Raw genomic sequence first — 16,309 nt, 5'->3', positions numbered from 1 at the left:
AGAAGTGAAAATCCTTTTGTGCCGGTGTTCGGCACAAAAGATTGAAACGGATAGCGGGAAATAGCTCCTTATTTTTATGGAATAAATTTACGATAAAAATTATGAAATTCGCTGATTAATTACGGCACGAACTACATCAATTGCTACGGTATTGTATTTATCGTTTGGAATTATAATGTCGGCAAATGCTTTTGATGGCTCTATAAATTGCTCATGCATAGGTTTTAAGGTGTTTTGGTAGCGGTTTAAAACTTCGTCTATATCACGCCCGCGTTCTGAAATATCTCTCTTTAAACGACGAATTAATCTTTCATCAGAATCGGCATGAACGAAGATTTTGATATCGAACATATCCCGTAATTCAGGATTGGTCAAAATTAAAATCCCTTCAACAATCATTACTTTTCTGGGGTGAGTAGAAACGGTGTCGTCTGTCCTGTTATGCTGAATAAAAGAATAAACCGGCTGATCTATGGTTTCGCCTGCTTTTAATGCTTTAAGGTGTTTTACCAGCAACTCAAAATCAATAGCGCGTGGATGATCAAAATTGATTAAGGCTCTTTCATCAAAAGACAAATTATGGGTTTCTTTATAGTATGAATCCTGAGAAATTACACCTACTTCAGTGCCTGGTAATTCATTCATGATTTGATGTACTACAGTTGTTTTTCCGCTTCCTGTTCCTCCTGCAATTCCAATAATTAGCATAAATTTTGATGTTATAAATTGTTTCGCAAAAATAATAATTTAACTGAATCGCTATACATTTAAAATAATTTAACCATATAAGTAACATTAGTAAATTTAAGCTGTAAAATGTTTAAATAAAATGCTACTTAACTGAAATTATATTGCTTATATGATGAAAAATATAAAAAAATCCCGAAAGTAAAAACCTTCGGGATTTCGTGCAATCAGTATAGTTTTTATAAAATATTCTGAATTTAGTAAGCACTTGTAATTATTTATTCTTTTTTGCTTTTATCATCATTTCAAGCTGATCCCAAAGTTCTTCAGGAATTGCTTCTAATAAGTTGAATTGTCCTGCACCTTTTAGCCATTCGCCCCCATCAATTGTAATAACATCTCCGTTTACATAAGCTGAAAAATCAGATACCAGATAGGCTGCCAGATTTGCCAGTTCCTGATGGTCGCCAACACGTTTTAAAGGTACTTTTTTGGCCATATCAAATTTCTCTGCCAAATCTCCAGGTAATAATCTGTCCCATGCACCTTTAGTCGGGAAAGGTCCCGGAGCAATCGCATTAGAACGGATTCCGTATTTTGCCCATTCTACAGCCAGACTTCTGGTCATGGCCAAAACTCCTGCTTTTGCCGTAGCGCTTGGTACCACATAAGCCGATCCTGTCCAGGCATAAGTCGTTACAATATTTAAAATCGTTGCAGATTGTTTGCTGTCTATCCAGTGTTTTCCAAAAGCCAGTGTGCAGTTTTTAGTACCTTTTAATACGATATCTATAACAGTGTCAAATGCATTAGCAGACAAACGTTCTGTTGGGGAAATGAAATTTCCGGCTGCATTATTTAAAAGAACATCTACTTTTCCAAAAGATTTTAAGACTTGCTGAAGCATATTTTCGACTTCTTCATAATGCCGAACATCACATTGAAGCGGTAAACATTTCCCCCCGGTTTCAGCTTCCAGCTCTGCAGCAGTCGTTTTTAGCTTTTCTAAATCCCTGGAAGTAATCGCTACCTGAGCTCCCAATTCTAAAAAATATTTGGTCATTGCTTTTCCTAAACCGCTTCCGCCGCCTGTAACTACAATGACTTTACCTTTTAAAGCATCGTCCCTTAACATTTTATCTGTATAGCTCATACTTTTTTTATTTTACAAAATTAATTAATTTAAATAGGATGCATGCATAATATTGTTATAAATTTTTGAAAAACTTCATATTAGGCATATTTTTTTTGCTGCTGATTCGAGAGTGAAGTTATCTTTTGCGAAGCAAAAGCGTATTAATTTATGGTCTTTATGATCCGAATAGAAGGTTGAAATTGGAATTGCGGCAACACCATGATTTGTGATTAGTTTTTTGCAAAAAGTGACATCATCGTCGTTTGAAATTGCAGCATAGGAAGCAACCTGAAAATAAGTTCCTTCACAGGGTTTTAATTCAAATCGGCTGTTTTGAAGCAGTTTTTGAAAATAATCCCGTTTTTCCTGATAGAATTTCCCAAGTAAATTGACATCCACTATATCTAAATATTCACTTATTGCAGCTTGTGAAATACTGTTAACGCTAAAAACCAAAAACTGATGGACTTTTTTGATTTCTTTCATCAGATATTCAGGGGCAATGGTGTAACCAATTTTCCAACCGGTAATATGAAATGATTTTCCGAAAGAAGAAACCATTATGCAGCGGTCTAAAAGGAAACTTTTGGTATGTGCTGAAATATGCTTTTCTTCGAAAGTGATGTATTCGTAAACTTCATCTGACAAAACAATAATATCGGGATATTTTTCAAGAAGATTTTTTAGCTGTACAAAATCTGCTTCGGTCAGGATTTTTCCCGTTGGATTATGCGGATTGTTGATAATCATCATGCTGCTTTTTCCAGAACAGGCTTTTTCTATCTTTTCCCAATTTGGTGTATAGTCGTCATTTAATGCTACGCGGACTGGCTTAGCTTTGCAAAGTAAAACGGGAGATTCATAAGAGTCATAGCTTGGATCCAGAATAATGACTTCATCTTTTTCTTTTACTAAAGCCAATATAGTAGTAAAAATTCCCTGAGTGGCACCAGTTGTAACTAGAAGTTCGGTATCAGGATTTATAATTCTGTTATAAGAATTCAGAACTAATTTCGCAATCTTATTCATTAATGGTGGAAAGCCAGCCATTGGTGTATATTGATGCACATTTTCCTTTGCCAATCTCGCTATAATGTCTGTTAGTCTTTCATCAACAGGAAAATTTGGAAATCCCTGAGAAAGATTTATGGCATTGTATTCAGCTGCCATTTTTGACATTACTGTAAAAATGCTTGTGGTTACATTTGGGAGTTTACTCATAGAGAAGTTTTTTGATAAGAAACTTGTGAGTGAATTAGATGTAAATTAGTTGGCTAGATAATTTTATTTTATAGGATTGTTTACAAGAATAGGTGCAGAAAACAGAACTCGGACTAATTTACCATTTTGTTTTCCGGGAGTCCATTTAGGGGAATTATTTAGAACCCGAATCGCTTCTTCCTTAGTACCAAAACCGAGATCTCTTAGTACTTTGATGTCACTTAATGAGCCATCTTTTTCAACAATAAAAGTGGTGTATATCTTTCCTTTTAATGTTGTTTGATCTTTTGGTGGAGTAAAGTTCGTATTCAGAAATTTTTGAAGAGCATCATATCCTCCAGGAAATTGAGGTTGCTCATCTAAACCAGCTGTATTATAAATTGTATTTTCATCTTCAGGAATCTTTTTTTCGGTCTTCTTTGATTGAGAAAATACATTTTGGAGGCTGCAAATTAAAATCATAATTAAAAACTTTTTCATAGATGAATTGTTTGAAGTTAGTTTACATTTTATGAATAATAAAAATTGCAGGACGTTTATCAATGTCAATTTTCAACTTCTTCCAATCTGAAACTTTCATGGTTTTGATGAATTCCGTCGGCAACGTAATATCAGTAGCAATACACAGATGTGTTGAAGGATTTAAAATCTGCAAAAGATCTTCAATCAGTTTATTATTTCTATAAGGTGTCTCAATAAAAATCTGTGATTGGTTTTTATCCTGAGATAATTTTTCAAAATATTTTAATGCCGATTTCTTTTCATCTTTATCAATTGGCAGATAACCGTTGAAAGTAAAACTCTGTCCGTTCATTCCAGAAGCCATCATAGCCAATAGAATAGAAGAAGGACCAACTAAAGGCACAACCTGAATACCTTTTTCATGTGCCAGTTTTACAATCACAGCTCCGGGATCAGCAACCCCGGGACAGCCGGCTTCACTCATTAAGCCCATATTTTTTCCTTCTAATAAAGGTTTTATGAAGTCTAAATGTTCGCTCGCTTCAGTTCTTTTATTTAATGTAAAAAGGACTAAATCGGATTGTTTTTTCTGTGGTAAAACTGCTTTTATAGATTTCCTGGCTGTTTTATCATTTTCAACAATATAATAATCTATTAATTCAATACTTCTTTTTACGGTTTGTGGTAAAACGTCCATAGGGTCGCTTTCGCCCATGGTTGTTGGAATTAAATATAATTTTCCAGGAAGTTTCATATGTTAAGTATAGATTATAAAATAAAATACTTTTTCAATTAATGTAGTAATTAATAATTGAAAAAGTAAATTAAGAGTGTTTTTTGATAAGTTTTTGGGCTATTATTTCAGCAACTTCATCCAACATCTGATAGACATTGTCAAATCCGTTAACGGCTCCGTAATAAGGATCTGGAACGTCGACATTTTCGTCTGGAAATAATTCATTTAGAATCAGATTCACTTTGCTTTTGTGTTCCGGAGTTTTGGCAAGGTGCATGATGTCCCTGTAATTTGAATTATCCATTACGTAGATATAGTCAAATTCATCAAAATCAGAAGTCTTGAATTGTCTTCCTTTTTGATGGTCAATGCATAAACCATTTTTTTGGGCAACAGCAATTGATCTTTTATCAGGGGAATGACCCACATGCCAGGAGCCGGTTCCTGCTGAATCAACTATAAAATTTTCTTTTGGCAATTTGGATGCTAAAATGCCTTCGGCTAAAGGCGATCTGCAGATATTTCCCAAACAAACCATTAAAATTTTTACTGGCATGATGCGCGTTTATAGCGTTAATTTTTTGTTGATGTCTTCGACAAATTTTTTGAATTGTTTGTCTGTAGAAACTAAATTATCAACTGTTTTACAAGCATGTAATACGGTAGCATGATCGCGATCTCCAATTTGAGAGCCAATATTTGCCAAAGAAGCTTTTGTGAATTTCTTTGCAAAAAACATAGCCAATTGTCTGGCCTGGACCACGTGTCTTTTTCTGGTTTTTGACTGAAGGGTTTCAATATCCAACTGAAAATAATCAGACACGATTTTTTGAATATAATCAATAGAGATTTCTCTCTTTACATTTTTAACAAATTTCTCTACAACGCTTTTAGCTAACTCAATTGTTACTTCTTTTTTGTTAAAAGAAGATTGAGCAATTAATGAAATAATAGCTCCTTCAAGTTCTCTCACATTGGATTTGATGTTACGGGCAACATATTCAAGGATGTCTTCGGGCATTTCGACACCATCACGGTAAAGAATGTTTTTTAAGATCGAAATACGGGTTTCATAATCTGGCTGATGCAATTCGGCAGATAATCCCCATTTGAAACGGGATAACAAACGCTGTTCGATATCCTGCATGTCAACAGGAGCTTTGTCAGAAGTTAGAATTACCTGTTTTCCGTTTTGGTGTAAATAGTTGAAAATATGGAAAAACACATCCTGAGTACCTGATTTTCCTGATAAAAACTGAACGTCATCAATAATTAAAACGTCAATTAACTGGTAAAAATGAATGAAATCATTACGATTGTTCTTTTTTACGGAATCAATATATTGTTGGGTGAAAATCTCTGCAGAAATATATAAAACGGTCTTTTCCGGATATTTATCTTTTACTTCAACACCAATAGCATGTGCTAAGTGTGTTTTGCCTAGACCAACCCCGCCGAAAATCAATAAAGGATTAAAAGATGTTCCTCCTGGTTTATTGGCAACAGCCATACCTGCAGAACGGGCCAGGCGGTTTGAGTCTCCTTCAAGAAAATTGTCAAAACTGTAATTCGAGTTTAATTGCGATTCAATTTTTAAATTTCTAATCCCAGGAATTACAAACGGATTTTTAAGTTCCGGATTAAGGTTTTTAAACGGAGCATCCACTTCTTGTGGTTTCATTGGCACTCTGTTGGAACTTGGCAGCTGCTCGGTAAACGGCTGTTTGTTTCCATAAGTGTTTTCCATTTTAATTTTATAGAGTAACTTTGCGTTTTTTCCCAGTTCTTTGGTAAGCGCAACTTTCAATAATTTTACATAATGCTCTTCGAGCCATTCGTAGAAAAATTTACTTGGAACCTGAATATATAACGCGTTGTCGGTTAGCTCAACTGATTTGATTGGTTCAAACCAGGTTTTGTATGCCTGATCTTGAATATTGTCTTTTATAAAGGACAAACAGTTTTCCCATACTGATTGAGCAGTTTTAGTCATAAATTCAGATAAATTTTTTTTATTATTGATAAAGATTCTCCTAATAAAAGGGAGCAATTTAATTCCGTATTTCGGGATAACAAATATGTGAACAAATTTCTGTAAAAAAAAATATTTTGCTCTCTAATTTTATAAAATAATATTGTAAGAGGCTTGTGAAAATTAATTTTTTTTAATATATTAAATAATGAAAAATCATCAAACTCAGATACGTGTCCGCTACTCAGAAACCGATCAAATGGGAATCGTATATCATGGAAATTACGTTCCTTATTTTGAGATAGGACGCGTGGAATGGCTTAGAAACAAAGGGATTTCATATAAAAGTATGGAAGAAAGCGGAATCGGGCTGCCTATTGTTTCGATGCAGATAAATTATAAAAAATCGGCGCGATATGATGAACTTTTAACAATCCATACCACTTTCAAAAGTCAGTCTTCAGTCAAGATTGAATTTGACTGCGCAATCTATAATGAAGCGAATGAGTTATTAACAACGGCAGTGTTTATTTTGGTATTTATTTCGTTAAAAACAGGTCGGCCAACTGCTCCTCCGGATTATATTTTAGAATTATTTAAAACACTTGAATAATTGCTGAAACGAGGTGCGTTTTTATATCGATTTACATAATTTTTATATCGATTTCAAACATTAAATCAAAAGTGCTGAATATAGATTCAGCATTTTTTTTTCGGGTTTTTGTTATTATTTTGCCAATTGGCAGTCCGGAATTTTCATCAATTTCCATTTCCTGAGAAGTTATTTCGAGCTTTTTCTCCTTGATTACCCGCATTACCTTATTCATGTTTTTATAATCAAAAGAGATTAAAAAATGGACATCAATTGTTTTTTCGACAATTTCACAAATCTCAAGGGTCATTTGTGCAGTAGTTTTGTAAGCAGCTATTAATCCGCCAACCCCTAATTTTATTCCGCCAAAAAAGCGAACCACAACTACAAGGACATTGGTTAAACCAAAAGACTGGATTTGTCCATAAATTGGCGCTCCGGCTGTATTGCCTGGTTCTCCGTCATCATTTGCCCGATATGAAATTTTTGGTGCAGTACCAATTTGATAAGCATAACAATAATGTACAGCGTGGGGATGCTGCTTTTTTAACCTTTCAATAATTGGTTTTACTTCGTCCTCAGTTTCTATTGGAAAAGCATAGCCAAAGAATTTGCTTCCTTTTTCTTTAAATAATACTTCTTCAGATTCAGAAGCAATGGTTTGATAGGTGTCAATATATTCCAAAAGTACGGTTCTAAAGTATTTGCTTTTCAAATAAATCCACAACATCTTCCTTGCCAACTTGTAAATTCCAGACATGAAGTCCTAAAGCTGCAGCAGCATCGGTGTTTTCCTTTTTATCGTCAACAAACAAAGTTCGTTTTGGAGATAATTCGTGTTTGTTGATGATATATTGATAGGATTCCGGATTTGGCTTTCGTATTCCAATTTCAAATGAAAAATACACTTTTTCAAAACATTGGTAAAAATCCCTGTAAAAAGAGACTCCGCTTTTGTTTTCGAAAGTTGCAATATGGATGGAATCGGTATTGCTTAATAAAAACAGACGGTATTTTTTAGAAAGCATCTGGAGAAATTCTAATCGGTATAACGGAAAATCTGCTAGTACAGCATTCCATGCTTCCAGAATTTCTTCGATTGAGGCATTAGGAAGCTGTGCCTGAAAACCTGCCAAAAAATCATCATGCGAAATATCGCCGGTCTCAAATAACAGATTCAATCGGTCAAATTCAGAATTCCATTCGTTCATGCCTAATTTCTTTAGTCCCGAAATAGTGGCTTCTTTATCTAAATTGATGAAAATGTCTCCAAAATCAAAAATTATTGTATCAATCATAATTTCTAATATATGTTAATTCGTCGTTCTGAATATAGGTTTTGTTTGTGTTTTTCTTTTGAATAAACGGAGCTTTTATTCCTTTACTAAAAGTCGTTTTTCCTGTAAAAACGCGGGCTTCATCCCAAATATTCTGGTCAATGAAAGCCTGTAAAGTTTGTGAGCCGCCTTCGATAATAATGGACTGAATCTGATTTTGATGCAAAACAGCCAAAATTTGCGGTATTATATTTTGATTAAAATTAATTACTTCAAAAGTTGTATTTTCTGTTGGATGGGCAGTTTTAGATTTGGTAAAAACAATCGTTTTAACGCTGTTATAAAAAATAAAACTGTCTTTTGGAATTCTGTTGTTTTGATCCAAAACGATTCTTACAGGATTGTTCCCCGACCAGTCCCTGATATTTAATTTTGGATTATCATCAACTACAGTTTGAGTGCCAACCAGGATTGCCTGTTCTTCGCTTCTCCATTTATGAACCAATTGTCTGGAATAAGGATTGGTAATCCAAACAGGCTGGCGCTTCTGATCAGGTTGTTTTTCAGGCGCTAGAAAACCGTCGAGACTTTCAGCCCATTTTAAGATAATGTAAGGCCGCTTCTTGCTGTGAAAAGTAAAAAAGCGCTTGTTGAGTTCATGGCATTCATTTTCTAAAACACCAACAATTACATTAGAACCGGACTCGATTATTTTTTTTATTCCCTTTCCGGCAACTTTTTCGTTTGGATCGACAGTGCCCACAACCACATTTGGTATTTTATGTTCAATAATCAAATCACAGCATGGTGGTGTTTTTCCAAAGTGGCTGCAGGGTTCTAAGCTTACATAAATAGTAGCTTTTTTGAGTAACGATTTTTTTTTAACAGATCGAATCGCATTGACTTCGGCGTGGGGTTCTCCGGCTTTTTTATGCCAGCCTTCGCCGATAATTTTATCCTCGAAAACAATTACGCTTCCTACCATTGGATTTGGATATGTTGTTCCAAAACCATTTTTGGCCAGTTCGATGCAGCGTTTTATGTATTTTTCATGTATGTTCACATTGCAAAAGTAGTCATTTTTGAGTTTTAGTCTAATGTTAACAGCGGAGTTGTTAAACAATATCAAAAGTATGTTTATTTTTGTGGAAGGCAGAATAAATTTTAAAATGGAAAATTGGATTATCAGAGAAATTAAAAAGGAAGACAATCAGGCAGTTGCCCAATTAATAAGATGGGTTTTTGATGAAATGGAAATTCCGAAAACCGGATCAGCTTATGAAGATCCGTATCTGGATTTAATGTTTGAACAATACAGTAAGCCACAATCGGTTTATTTTGTGGTTGAGAACGAAGGTGAAATTGTAGGATGTTGCGGAATCGCACCTTTGGAAAATGGCGACCCGAAGATTTGCGAATTACAAAAAATGTATTTCTTGCCCAAAACCCGCGGATTAGGAATAGGAGGCAAAATGATCGAAAAATGTTTAGAGCATGCTAAGAACTTTGGTTTTGAAAAATGTTATTTAGAAACAATGCCTTTTATGCATGCTGCCCAAAAATTATATAAGAAGTCAGGGTTTGTGTATTTAGAGGCACCGTTAGGATGTACAGGTCACAATTCCTGCCCGGTCTGGATGTTGAAAGAATTGTAAAATAACACTGTAACAAAATTATTTCTCAATACTTATAGAAAGCAATTTAATTTAGCTAAAAAGCTTGAAATCCCCAATGAAAATCAAACAATACAGAACACAATTTATCAAGGAACTCTCTTCCTTATATGATGCTTACGAAGCTGAAAGTTTTTTTTATCTAATATTAGAAAACAAGTATAATCTTAGACAAATAGATTTGGCTTTGAATCATGAATTATCTTTTTCAGATGCGGATTTAGAGGTTTTGGAATCTTTTTTAAATGAATTGAAAAAAGAAGTTCCGATTCAGTATTTACTGGGGAAAACAAATTTTTATGGATTGGATTTTGAAGTCAATGAAAATGTTTTGATTCCAAGACCCGAAACAGAAGAACTGGTCGACTGGATTATTAATGAAAACAAGATTCTCGACAAAACTAAAAAACTTAAAATACTTGACATAGGAACAGGAAGTGGTTGTATTGCAATTTCACTGGCAAAGAATCTGCCAAATGCAGAAGTTTATGCTATGGATGTTTCGAAGAGGGCTATTGAAACGGCAAAAAAAAATGCAAGGAATAATAATGTCAAGATAATTTTTATACTTAAAAGTGTTTTAGAATTAGAAATCCTGAAATCTAATTTTGATATTATCGTTTCAAATCCGCCCTATGTCCGCCATTTAGAGAAGCAGGAAATTAAAAAGAATGTTTTGGATTACGAACCGCATCTGGCACTTTTTGTGGATGACAATGATGCGTTGGTTTTTTACAGGAAAATTGCTGAATTAGCTCAGAAAAGCCTTTTAGAAAAAGGGCAACTGTACTTTGAAATCAATCAGTATTTAGGAAAAGAAATGACTGAATTACTGGAAAAAATGAATTTTAAAAATATTGAATTGCGAAAAGATATTTATGATAATGATCGTATGATGAAGGCTACTATTTAAAGTCATTTATTATTCATCAGTTTGTCATTCCGTAGGAATCTATTATTCAAAAAGAGAATTCCAAAATTCTAAATTTGGATTCATTTCTTTTATTAAATTTAATTTCTTTTCCCGGGAAAGATTTTTAATTTCTTTTTCTCTTTCAATTGCTAATTGAATCCAGCTAAACTTTTCAAAATGAATTAAAAAGTGTGAATTATATTTTGAAGTAAAACTGTTGGGGTTTAGTTTACTCTTATGTTGTTGTAAGCGTAACTTTAAATTATTTGTAACACCTGTATATAAAACATTTCTGTTTTTATTAGTTAGGATATACACATAAAAAGTATAGATTCCTTCTGTATATTCAATCATTAGTGTTTAATAAAATAAGAATGAGATTCCTACGGAATGACAAACTGTGTGTGAAATTTTCAAAAGATAAAATCTGTGATTCTTTAGCCTATTCATAACGCAAAGCCTCAATAGGATCTAATTGCGAAGCTTTAATTGCGGGGTACAATCCGGAAACTATGGCAACCATAAAACTTGTACCAAAAGCTGCAAAAATTGCCATCCACGGAATCACGAATGCAAAACTCATTGCGGCTGCAAATGCGAAACCGATTAAGATTCCTAATACGATTCCGACTAAGCCGCCAATTTGTCCAATCAATAAAGTTTCGATAAAAAACTGAACAGAAATAGTAATTTTTGTTGCACCCAAAGCTTTACGGACACCAATTTCACGGGTACGTTCTGTAACCGAAACGATCATAATATTCATTAGGGCAATTGATGATCCAAGAATGGTAATGATACTGATAATCCAGGAAGCCCAGCCTAGATATTTAGTGATTCCGAGAATTCTGTTGATTAAATCGTCACTGCGTCCAATTCCGAAATTATTATCACGAACCGGACTGAGTTTTCGAACTCTTCGCATCGTACTGGTTGCATTATCAACAGCCTGGTCTAAAAGTTCTTTTTTAGAAACCATTACACTTATGGTATAGTTGATATTTGGTGCGGTAAATAAAGAACGCGCTACCTGAATTGGAATGAGAACACGTAAATCCTGACTGTTTCCAAAGGTCGATCCTTTTTCTTTTAAAACGCCAATAACTTTAAAACGCGCACCTCGAATCGAAATAATTTTATCAATTGGATTGACATCTTTTAATAAGCCTTTTTCGAAATCGGAACCTACTACACAGGAATACGTATTATTGTCAATATCAAACTGATTGAATGGGCGTCCTGAATTGATTTCTAATCCGGAGTTGCCTATAAAATGTTCGTCCACACCGACAATTGTAATTTCAGGATCTGTTTTTTGATCTGAATATTTGACTTCGGCTTTTGAAGTTGCTGTAAATGAAAGAGAAGTTTCGGTAAACGGGTATTTGTATTTGTTTTTAAAAGCGACAGCTTCAGGGTATGAAATAATCGGGTTGATGATTTCGCGTTCATTTCCGCCACGGTTTTTAACGGTATTTTCGTATTGATTAATGTTGAAAGTGTTCGCTCCCATAGATGCAAAATTAGTCGAAACCGTATTTTCAAGTGCTGTTACAACAGTCAAAATCCCAACCAAAGCTGTAATTCCGATAGCGATAATCAATACCGTAAGAATAGTTCGCAGCAATTGCGTTTTGATAGAACCAAAAGCAATCCGGATATTTTCTTTAAATAGTTTTAGCATCATGACCAATTTGACACGAAAATACGTTTTTTGTTACAAGTTTGTTTTCGAACCCGTATTATTTATTTTAAAAAGTAAGATATTTGCAGGCGATTAAATTTAAAGAAATAACATCAAAGGGTTTTTAGAATCACCAATTTAAAAAATAAAAAATCTGGAAACCTAAAATCTAATAATCTAAAAAAATGGCTTCAAAACCAAGCATACCACAAGGAACAAGAGATTTTTCACCTGCGGAGGTGTCAAAGCGTCAATATATTATTCAAACGATAAAAACTAATTTTGAGAAATTTGGGTTTCAGCCAATTGAAACGCCTTCGTTTGAAAATTCAGATACTTTGATGGGAAAATATGGAGAAGAAGGTGATCGTTTGATTTTTAAAATATTGAATTCGGGAAATTTTTTCTTCAATAAAAATAAAATTGAATTGCCGGAATCTTTAGAAGTGCTTCAGACTAATTCGGCAGAAACAATTAATCTTGATCAAAGAATAGAACTGAATAAATTTACAGGGAGAATTTCAGAAAAAGCACTACGTTATGATTTGACTGTTCCCTTTGCAAGATATGTTGTACAGCATCAAAATGAAATTGAATTTCCATTCAAAAGATATCAAATTCAGCCGGTTTGGAGAGCAGATCGCCCGCAGAAAGGACGTTTCAGAGAGTTTTTTCAATGTGATGCCGATGTAGTAGGTTCAAAATCCCTATGGCAGGAAGTAGAATTGGTTCAGTTATATGATACCGTTTTTACTGCTTTGGGTTTAGAAGGTGTGACGATAAAAATCAATAACAGAAAAATATTATCCGGAATTGCTGAGGTAATTGGAGCATCTGATAAATTAATCGATTTTACAGTAGCTTTAGATAAGCTTGATAAAATTGGTGAAGACGGGGTTAAAAAAGAAATGATTGAAAAAGGAATTGCTGAAGAAGCGTTGGTAAAAGTACAGCCTCTGTTTGGTTTTTCAGGAACCTTTGCGGAGAAAATCAATCAGCTTTCAGCATTATTAGCTTCGTCTGAAGAAGGTATGAAAGGTGTTGAGGAACTTAAATTTATTTGTGACAATGTTGCTGTTTTAGGCCTTTCAACCGCAATTTTAGATCTGGATGTAACCTTGGCCCGTGGACTGAATTACTACACTGGTGCTATTTTTGAAGTAGCAGCTCCAAAAACAGTTTCGATAGGTTCAATAGGAGGTGGTGGAAGATACGACGATTTGACGGGTATTTTTGGTTTGAAAAATATGAGCGGTGTTGGAATTTCTTTCGGTTTAGACCGAATTTATCTGGTTTTAGAAGAATTGCAATTATTCCCCGAAACAGTTGCTGCGACATCAAAAGCGTTGTTTATTAATTATGGAGATAAGGAGGCTTTGTATGCTTCGCAGGCAATCCAGAAATTGAGAAAAGAAAATATAAAAGTAGAGTTGTATCCTGACAATGTGAAAGTTGGTAAACAATTTCAATACGCAGACAAACGTTTGATTCCTTTTGCAGTAATTGCAGGAGATCAGGAAATTGCTTCAAATTCGTATTCGCTTAAAAATTTAGTAACAGGTGAACAGGTTTCAGTTGACTTTGAGGGATTGAAAAATGCGTTACTTGCATAAGCTGACAGTAAAGTGTTCTGTAACAGATTGAAGGCGGTATAATTGTCTTTTGATTGAATAAATTAGCACTCATCAGCTTAAATATTTTTAAAATCTACGTCAATTAATTTGCGGAACAGGAAAAAAACAGTTTATTTTGCGGCCTTAAGTTACGGGCGTAGTTCAAGGGTAGAATAGCGGTCTCCAAAACCGTTGATGGGGGTTCGAATCCCTCCGCCCGTGCAAATACAAATAGTAAATCGTAATTAAAATAAAAAAAAGCTTCGTCAATTTGATGAAGCTTTTTTTAATATAAGGTAAACTTGAATTAATAATTTATATAAGCCGAGGCTAACCCTTAAATTCAAACTTTGATAGGTTGTAACAATGATTTGGTTTCGGTCTCAAATATATAACAAACGAAAACGTAATAGTCTTAAAATTATATTAAATTTTTCTTTAAGAAATAGTGTCTTAGAGTGGAATCTAATTTTAAGAGTGACAATTTGACATTTTAGAAGATTTGGCAGTACTTTTGCAATCCAACAGAAACAAATAAAATGAAGTTTAAAAATATTTTTAAAAATAAAAGTAATATGACTACGGAAAATACAGAATTCGATCAGGAATTAGATGAATCAACTATAGAGAATAACGCTAATGGAGAGCAATTAATTGTTGAAGAATTAAGTGTTGAGGAGCAGTTAGCCCAAGACTTAGCTAAAGAAAAAGATAAGTTTTTGAGATTATTTGCTGAATTTGAAAATTACAAAAAAAGAACTTCAAAAGAACGTATCGACTTGTTTAAAACTGCCAATCAGGAAGTTTTACTTGCAATGTTGCCTGTTTTGGACGATTTTGACAGAGCTGCTGTGGAAATCAACAAATCTGAAGATGAAAACTTAAAAAAAGGTGTAGAGCTGATTCATGAAAAACTAAAAAGCACTTTAGTTGGAAAAGGCTTAGAACAGGTTGAAATTCAGGCTGGTGATGCTTTTAATGCAGATGTAGCTGAGGCAATTACACAAATTCCGGCTCCGTCTGATAAATTGAAAGGGAAAATTGTTGATGTTATTGAAAAAGGGTACAAATTAGGAGACAAAATTATTCGTTTTCCTAAAGTTGTTGTTGGAAACTAAAAAATGCAAATAGGAATTTCAGCTCATTTTTGGAATTTGGAATTTTAAAATTTGGGCACAAGCGCTAGCGAACTGGCGAAGCAATTTAAACCTAATTATGAAAAAAGATTTTTACGAAATACTGGGCATTTCAAAAAATGCTGATGCTGCCGAAATTAAAAAAGCATACCGAAAAAGTGCTTTAAAGTATCATCCGGATAAAAATCCAGGTGACAAAGAGGCAGAAGAAAACTTTAAACTTGCGGCAGAGGCTTATGAAGTTTTGAGTGATCCGCAGAAAAAAGCAAAGTACGATCAGTACGGTCATCAGGCATTTGATGGTTCCGGCGGATTTGGAGGTCATGGCGGTATGAATATGGATGACATTTTCAGCCAGTTTGGTGATATCTTTGGAGGCGGATTTGGCGGTTTCGGAGGCGGAGGCGGAGGTCCTCGTCGTGCTAAAGGAAGTAATCTTCGAATTAAGGTAAAACTGACTTTAGAAGAAATTGCAAATGGAGTTGAGAAAAAAGTAAAAGTAAAACGTAAAGTTCAGGCTAAAGGCGTTACCTACAAAACCTGCTCGACTTGTAACGGGCAAGGTCAGGTAATGCGTGTAACTAACACTATTTTAGGAAGAATGCAGTCTGCATCTACTTGTCCTACATGTGGTGGTTCTGGGCAAATTCTTGATAAAAGACCTTCTGAGGCTGATGCTCAGGGTATGGTTCAGGAGGATGAGACAGTATCAATCAAAATTCCTGCAGGGGTTACTGATGGAATGCAGTTGAAAGTGTCTAACAAAGGAAATGATGCTCCCGGAAACAGTATTCCTGGGGATTTAATCGTTGCCATCGAAGAGGTTGAGCACGAATTCTTAAAACGTGAAGGTGAAAATGTCCACTACGATTTGTACATCAGTTTCCCTGAAGCAGTTTTAGGAGTTTCTAAAGATATAGAAGCAATCAATGGAAAAGTTCGTATCAAACTGGAAGAAGGAATCCAATCTGGAAAAATCTTAAGATTAAAAGGAAAAGGTATTCCAAGTTTAAACGGATACGGAAACGGGGATTTATTAGTTCACGTAAACGTATGGACACCAAAAACCTTGAACAAAGAGCAAAGGCAATTTTTTGAAAATGCTTTAAATAATGAACATTTTGTTCCTAATCCTGAAAAATCTGAAAAATCATTTTTTGAAAAAGTAAAAGATATGTTTTCATAAACTATACTTTATAAATAACAAG

At 34.3% G+C, this 16,309-nt stretch carries 18 protein-coding genes and 1 tRNA gene; 7 read left to right on the top strand and 12 right to left on the bottom strand.

The features are described 5' to 3' along the window. Positions 1-99: 99 nt before the first annotated feature. The 7 genes from udk to dnaA all read right to left on the bottom strand — a co-directional run bounded on the left by udk (position 100) and on the right by dnaA (position 6,234). Positions 100-708: a uridine kinase gene (gene udk, locus K8B81_RS12255; RefSeq protein ID WP_223681835.1), complete on the bottom strand. Its 609-nt coding sequence runs from the start codon at positions 706-708 to the stop codon at positions 100-102. Positions 709-961: 253 nt separating this feature from the next. Beyond that, positions 962-1,840, bottom strand: coding sequence for an SDR family oxidoreductase (locus K8B81_RS12250; RefSeq protein ID WP_223681832.1), 879 nt, complete (start codon positions 1,838-1,840; stop codon positions 962-964). 75 nt (positions 1,841-1,915) lie between these two features. Continuing rightward, positions 1,916-3,043: a methionine aminotransferase gene (locus K8B81_RS12245; RefSeq protein WP_223681831.1), complete on the bottom strand. Its 1,128-nt coding sequence runs from the start codon at positions 3,041-3,043 to the stop codon at positions 1,916-1,918. A gap of 63 nt (positions 3,044-3,106) precedes the next feature. Beyond that, positions 3,107-3,523, bottom strand: a complete 417-nt coding sequence (locus K8B81_RS12240; RefSeq protein ID WP_223681830.1) for an energy transducer TonB — start codon at positions 3,521-3,523, stop codon at positions 3,107-3,109. A gap of 22 nt (positions 3,524-3,545) precedes the next feature. Continuing rightward, a complete protein-coding gene (locus K8B81_RS12235; RefSeq protein ID WP_223681829.1) occupies positions 3,546-4,259 on the bottom strand; it encodes an SAM-dependent methyltransferase in 714 nt (237 codons plus the stop codon). 70 nt (positions 4,260-4,329) lie between these two features. Further along, on the bottom strand, positions 4,330-4,797 hold the full coding sequence (locus K8B81_RS12230; RefSeq protein WP_223681828.1) for a low molecular weight protein-tyrosine-phosphatase: 468 nt from the start codon (positions 4,795-4,797) through the stop codon (positions 4,330-4,332). A 9-nt stretch (positions 4,798-4,806) separates the two neighbouring features. Next, positions 4,807-6,234, bottom strand: a complete 1,428-nt coding sequence (dnaA, locus tag K8B81_RS12225; protein WP_223681827.1) for a chromosomal replication initiator protein DnaA — start codon at positions 6,232-6,234, stop codon at positions 4,807-4,809. A gap of 187 nt (positions 6,235-6,421) precedes the next feature. Between dnaA and K8B81_RS12220 the strand changes: the two genes are divergently transcribed. Then, on the top strand, positions 6,422-6,826 hold the full coding sequence (locus K8B81_RS12220) for an acyl-CoA thioesterase (RefSeq protein ID WP_223681826.1): 405 nt from the start codon (positions 6,422-6,424) through the stop codon (positions 6,824-6,826). Positions 6,827-6,857: 31 nt separating this feature from the next. Here the strand turns inward: K8B81_RS12220 and K8B81_RS12215 are convergent, their stop codons facing one another. The 3 genes from K8B81_RS12215 to ribD are packed head-to-tail and all read right to left on the bottom strand — an operon-like array spanning position 6,858 to position 9,145. Next, positions 6,858-7,490: an IMPACT family protein gene (locus tag K8B81_RS12215; protein WP_223681861.1), complete on the bottom strand. Its 633-nt coding sequence runs from the start codon at positions 7,488-7,490 to the stop codon at positions 6,858-6,860. A gap of 10 nt (positions 7,491-7,500) precedes the next feature. After that, positions 7,501-8,103 (bottom strand): HAD family hydrolase, encoded by a 603-nt coding sequence (locus K8B81_RS12210; RefSeq protein WP_223681824.1) that lies wholly within the window; start codon positions 8,101-8,103, stop codon positions 7,501-7,503. Continuing rightward, a complete protein-coding gene (gene ribD, locus K8B81_RS12205) occupies positions 8,096-9,145 on the bottom strand; it encodes a bifunctional diaminohydroxyphosphoribosylaminopyrimidine deaminase/5-amino-6-(5-phosphoribosylamino)uracil reductase RibD (RefSeq protein ID WP_223681823.1) in 1,050 nt (349 codons plus the stop codon). Before ribD ends, K8B81_RS12210 begins: the two co-directional genes overlap by 8 nt. A gap of 106 nt (positions 9,146-9,251) precedes the next feature. On the opposite strand from ribD, the gene K8B81_RS12200 reads away from it, so the two are divergent. Together K8B81_RS12200 and prmC are read left to right on the top strand one after the other, a co-directional pair. Further along, the gene (locus K8B81_RS12200; RefSeq protein ID WP_223681822.1) at positions 9,252-9,737 is read left to right on the top strand and encodes a GNAT family N-acetyltransferase; all 486 of its coding nucleotides are present in this window, start codon (positions 9,252-9,254) and stop codon (positions 9,735-9,737) included. Positions 9,738-9,813: 76 nt separating this feature from the next. After that, positions 9,814-10,668, top strand: a complete 855-nt coding sequence (prmC, locus tag K8B81_RS12195) for a peptide chain release factor N(5)-glutamine methyltransferase (RefSeq protein WP_223681821.1) — start codon at positions 9,814-9,816, stop codon at positions 10,666-10,668. Between the two features lie 42 nt (positions 10,669-10,710). Here prmC and K8B81_RS12190 read toward each other — a convergent pair whose 3' ends face one another. Together K8B81_RS12190 and K8B81_RS12185 are read right to left on the bottom strand one after the other, a co-directional pair. Beyond that, complete coding sequence (locus K8B81_RS12190) at positions 10,711-11,022, bottom strand: GIY-YIG nuclease family protein (RefSeq protein ID WP_223681820.1); 312 nt, start codon at positions 11,020-11,022, stop codon at positions 10,711-10,713. A gap of 88 nt (positions 11,023-11,110) precedes the next feature. Continuing rightward, complete coding sequence (locus K8B81_RS12185; protein ID WP_223681819.1) at positions 11,111-12,355, bottom strand: ABC transporter permease; 1,245 nt, start codon at positions 12,353-12,355, stop codon at positions 11,111-11,113. A 182-nt stretch (positions 12,356-12,537) separates the two neighbouring features. On the opposite strand from K8B81_RS12185, the gene hisS reads away from it, so the two are divergent. The 4 genes from hisS (at position 12,538) to dnaJ (ending at position 16,287) form a co-directional block, all read left to right on the top strand. Beyond that, on the top strand, positions 12,538-13,965 hold the full coding sequence (gene hisS / locus K8B81_RS12180) for a histidine--tRNA ligase (RefSeq protein ID WP_223681818.1): 1,428 nt from the start codon (positions 12,538-12,540) through the stop codon (positions 13,963-13,965). 151 nt (positions 13,966-14,116) lie between these two features. Beyond that, positions 14,117-14,187, top strand: a tRNA-Trp gene (locus K8B81_RS12175). Positions 14,188-14,504: 317 nt separating this feature from the next. Next, on the top strand, positions 14,505-15,083 hold the full coding sequence (locus K8B81_RS12170; RefSeq protein ID WP_223681817.1) for a nucleotide exchange factor GrpE: 579 nt from the start codon (positions 14,505-14,507) through the stop codon (positions 15,081-15,083). Between the two features lie 97 nt (positions 15,084-15,180). Beyond that, positions 15,181-16,287, top strand: a complete 1,107-nt coding sequence (gene dnaJ / locus K8B81_RS12165; RefSeq protein WP_223681815.1) for a molecular chaperone DnaJ — start codon at positions 15,181-15,183, stop codon at positions 16,285-16,287. Positions 16,288-16,309 lie beyond the last annotated feature (22 nt).

This window comes from Flavobacterium hibisci, assembly GCF_020026925.1.
Classification (GTDB): domain Bacteria; phylum Bacteroidota; class Bacteroidia; order Flavobacteriales; family Flavobacteriaceae; genus Flavobacterium; species Flavobacterium hibisci.
This window is presented reverse-complemented; position numbering and strand designations above follow the sequence as displayed.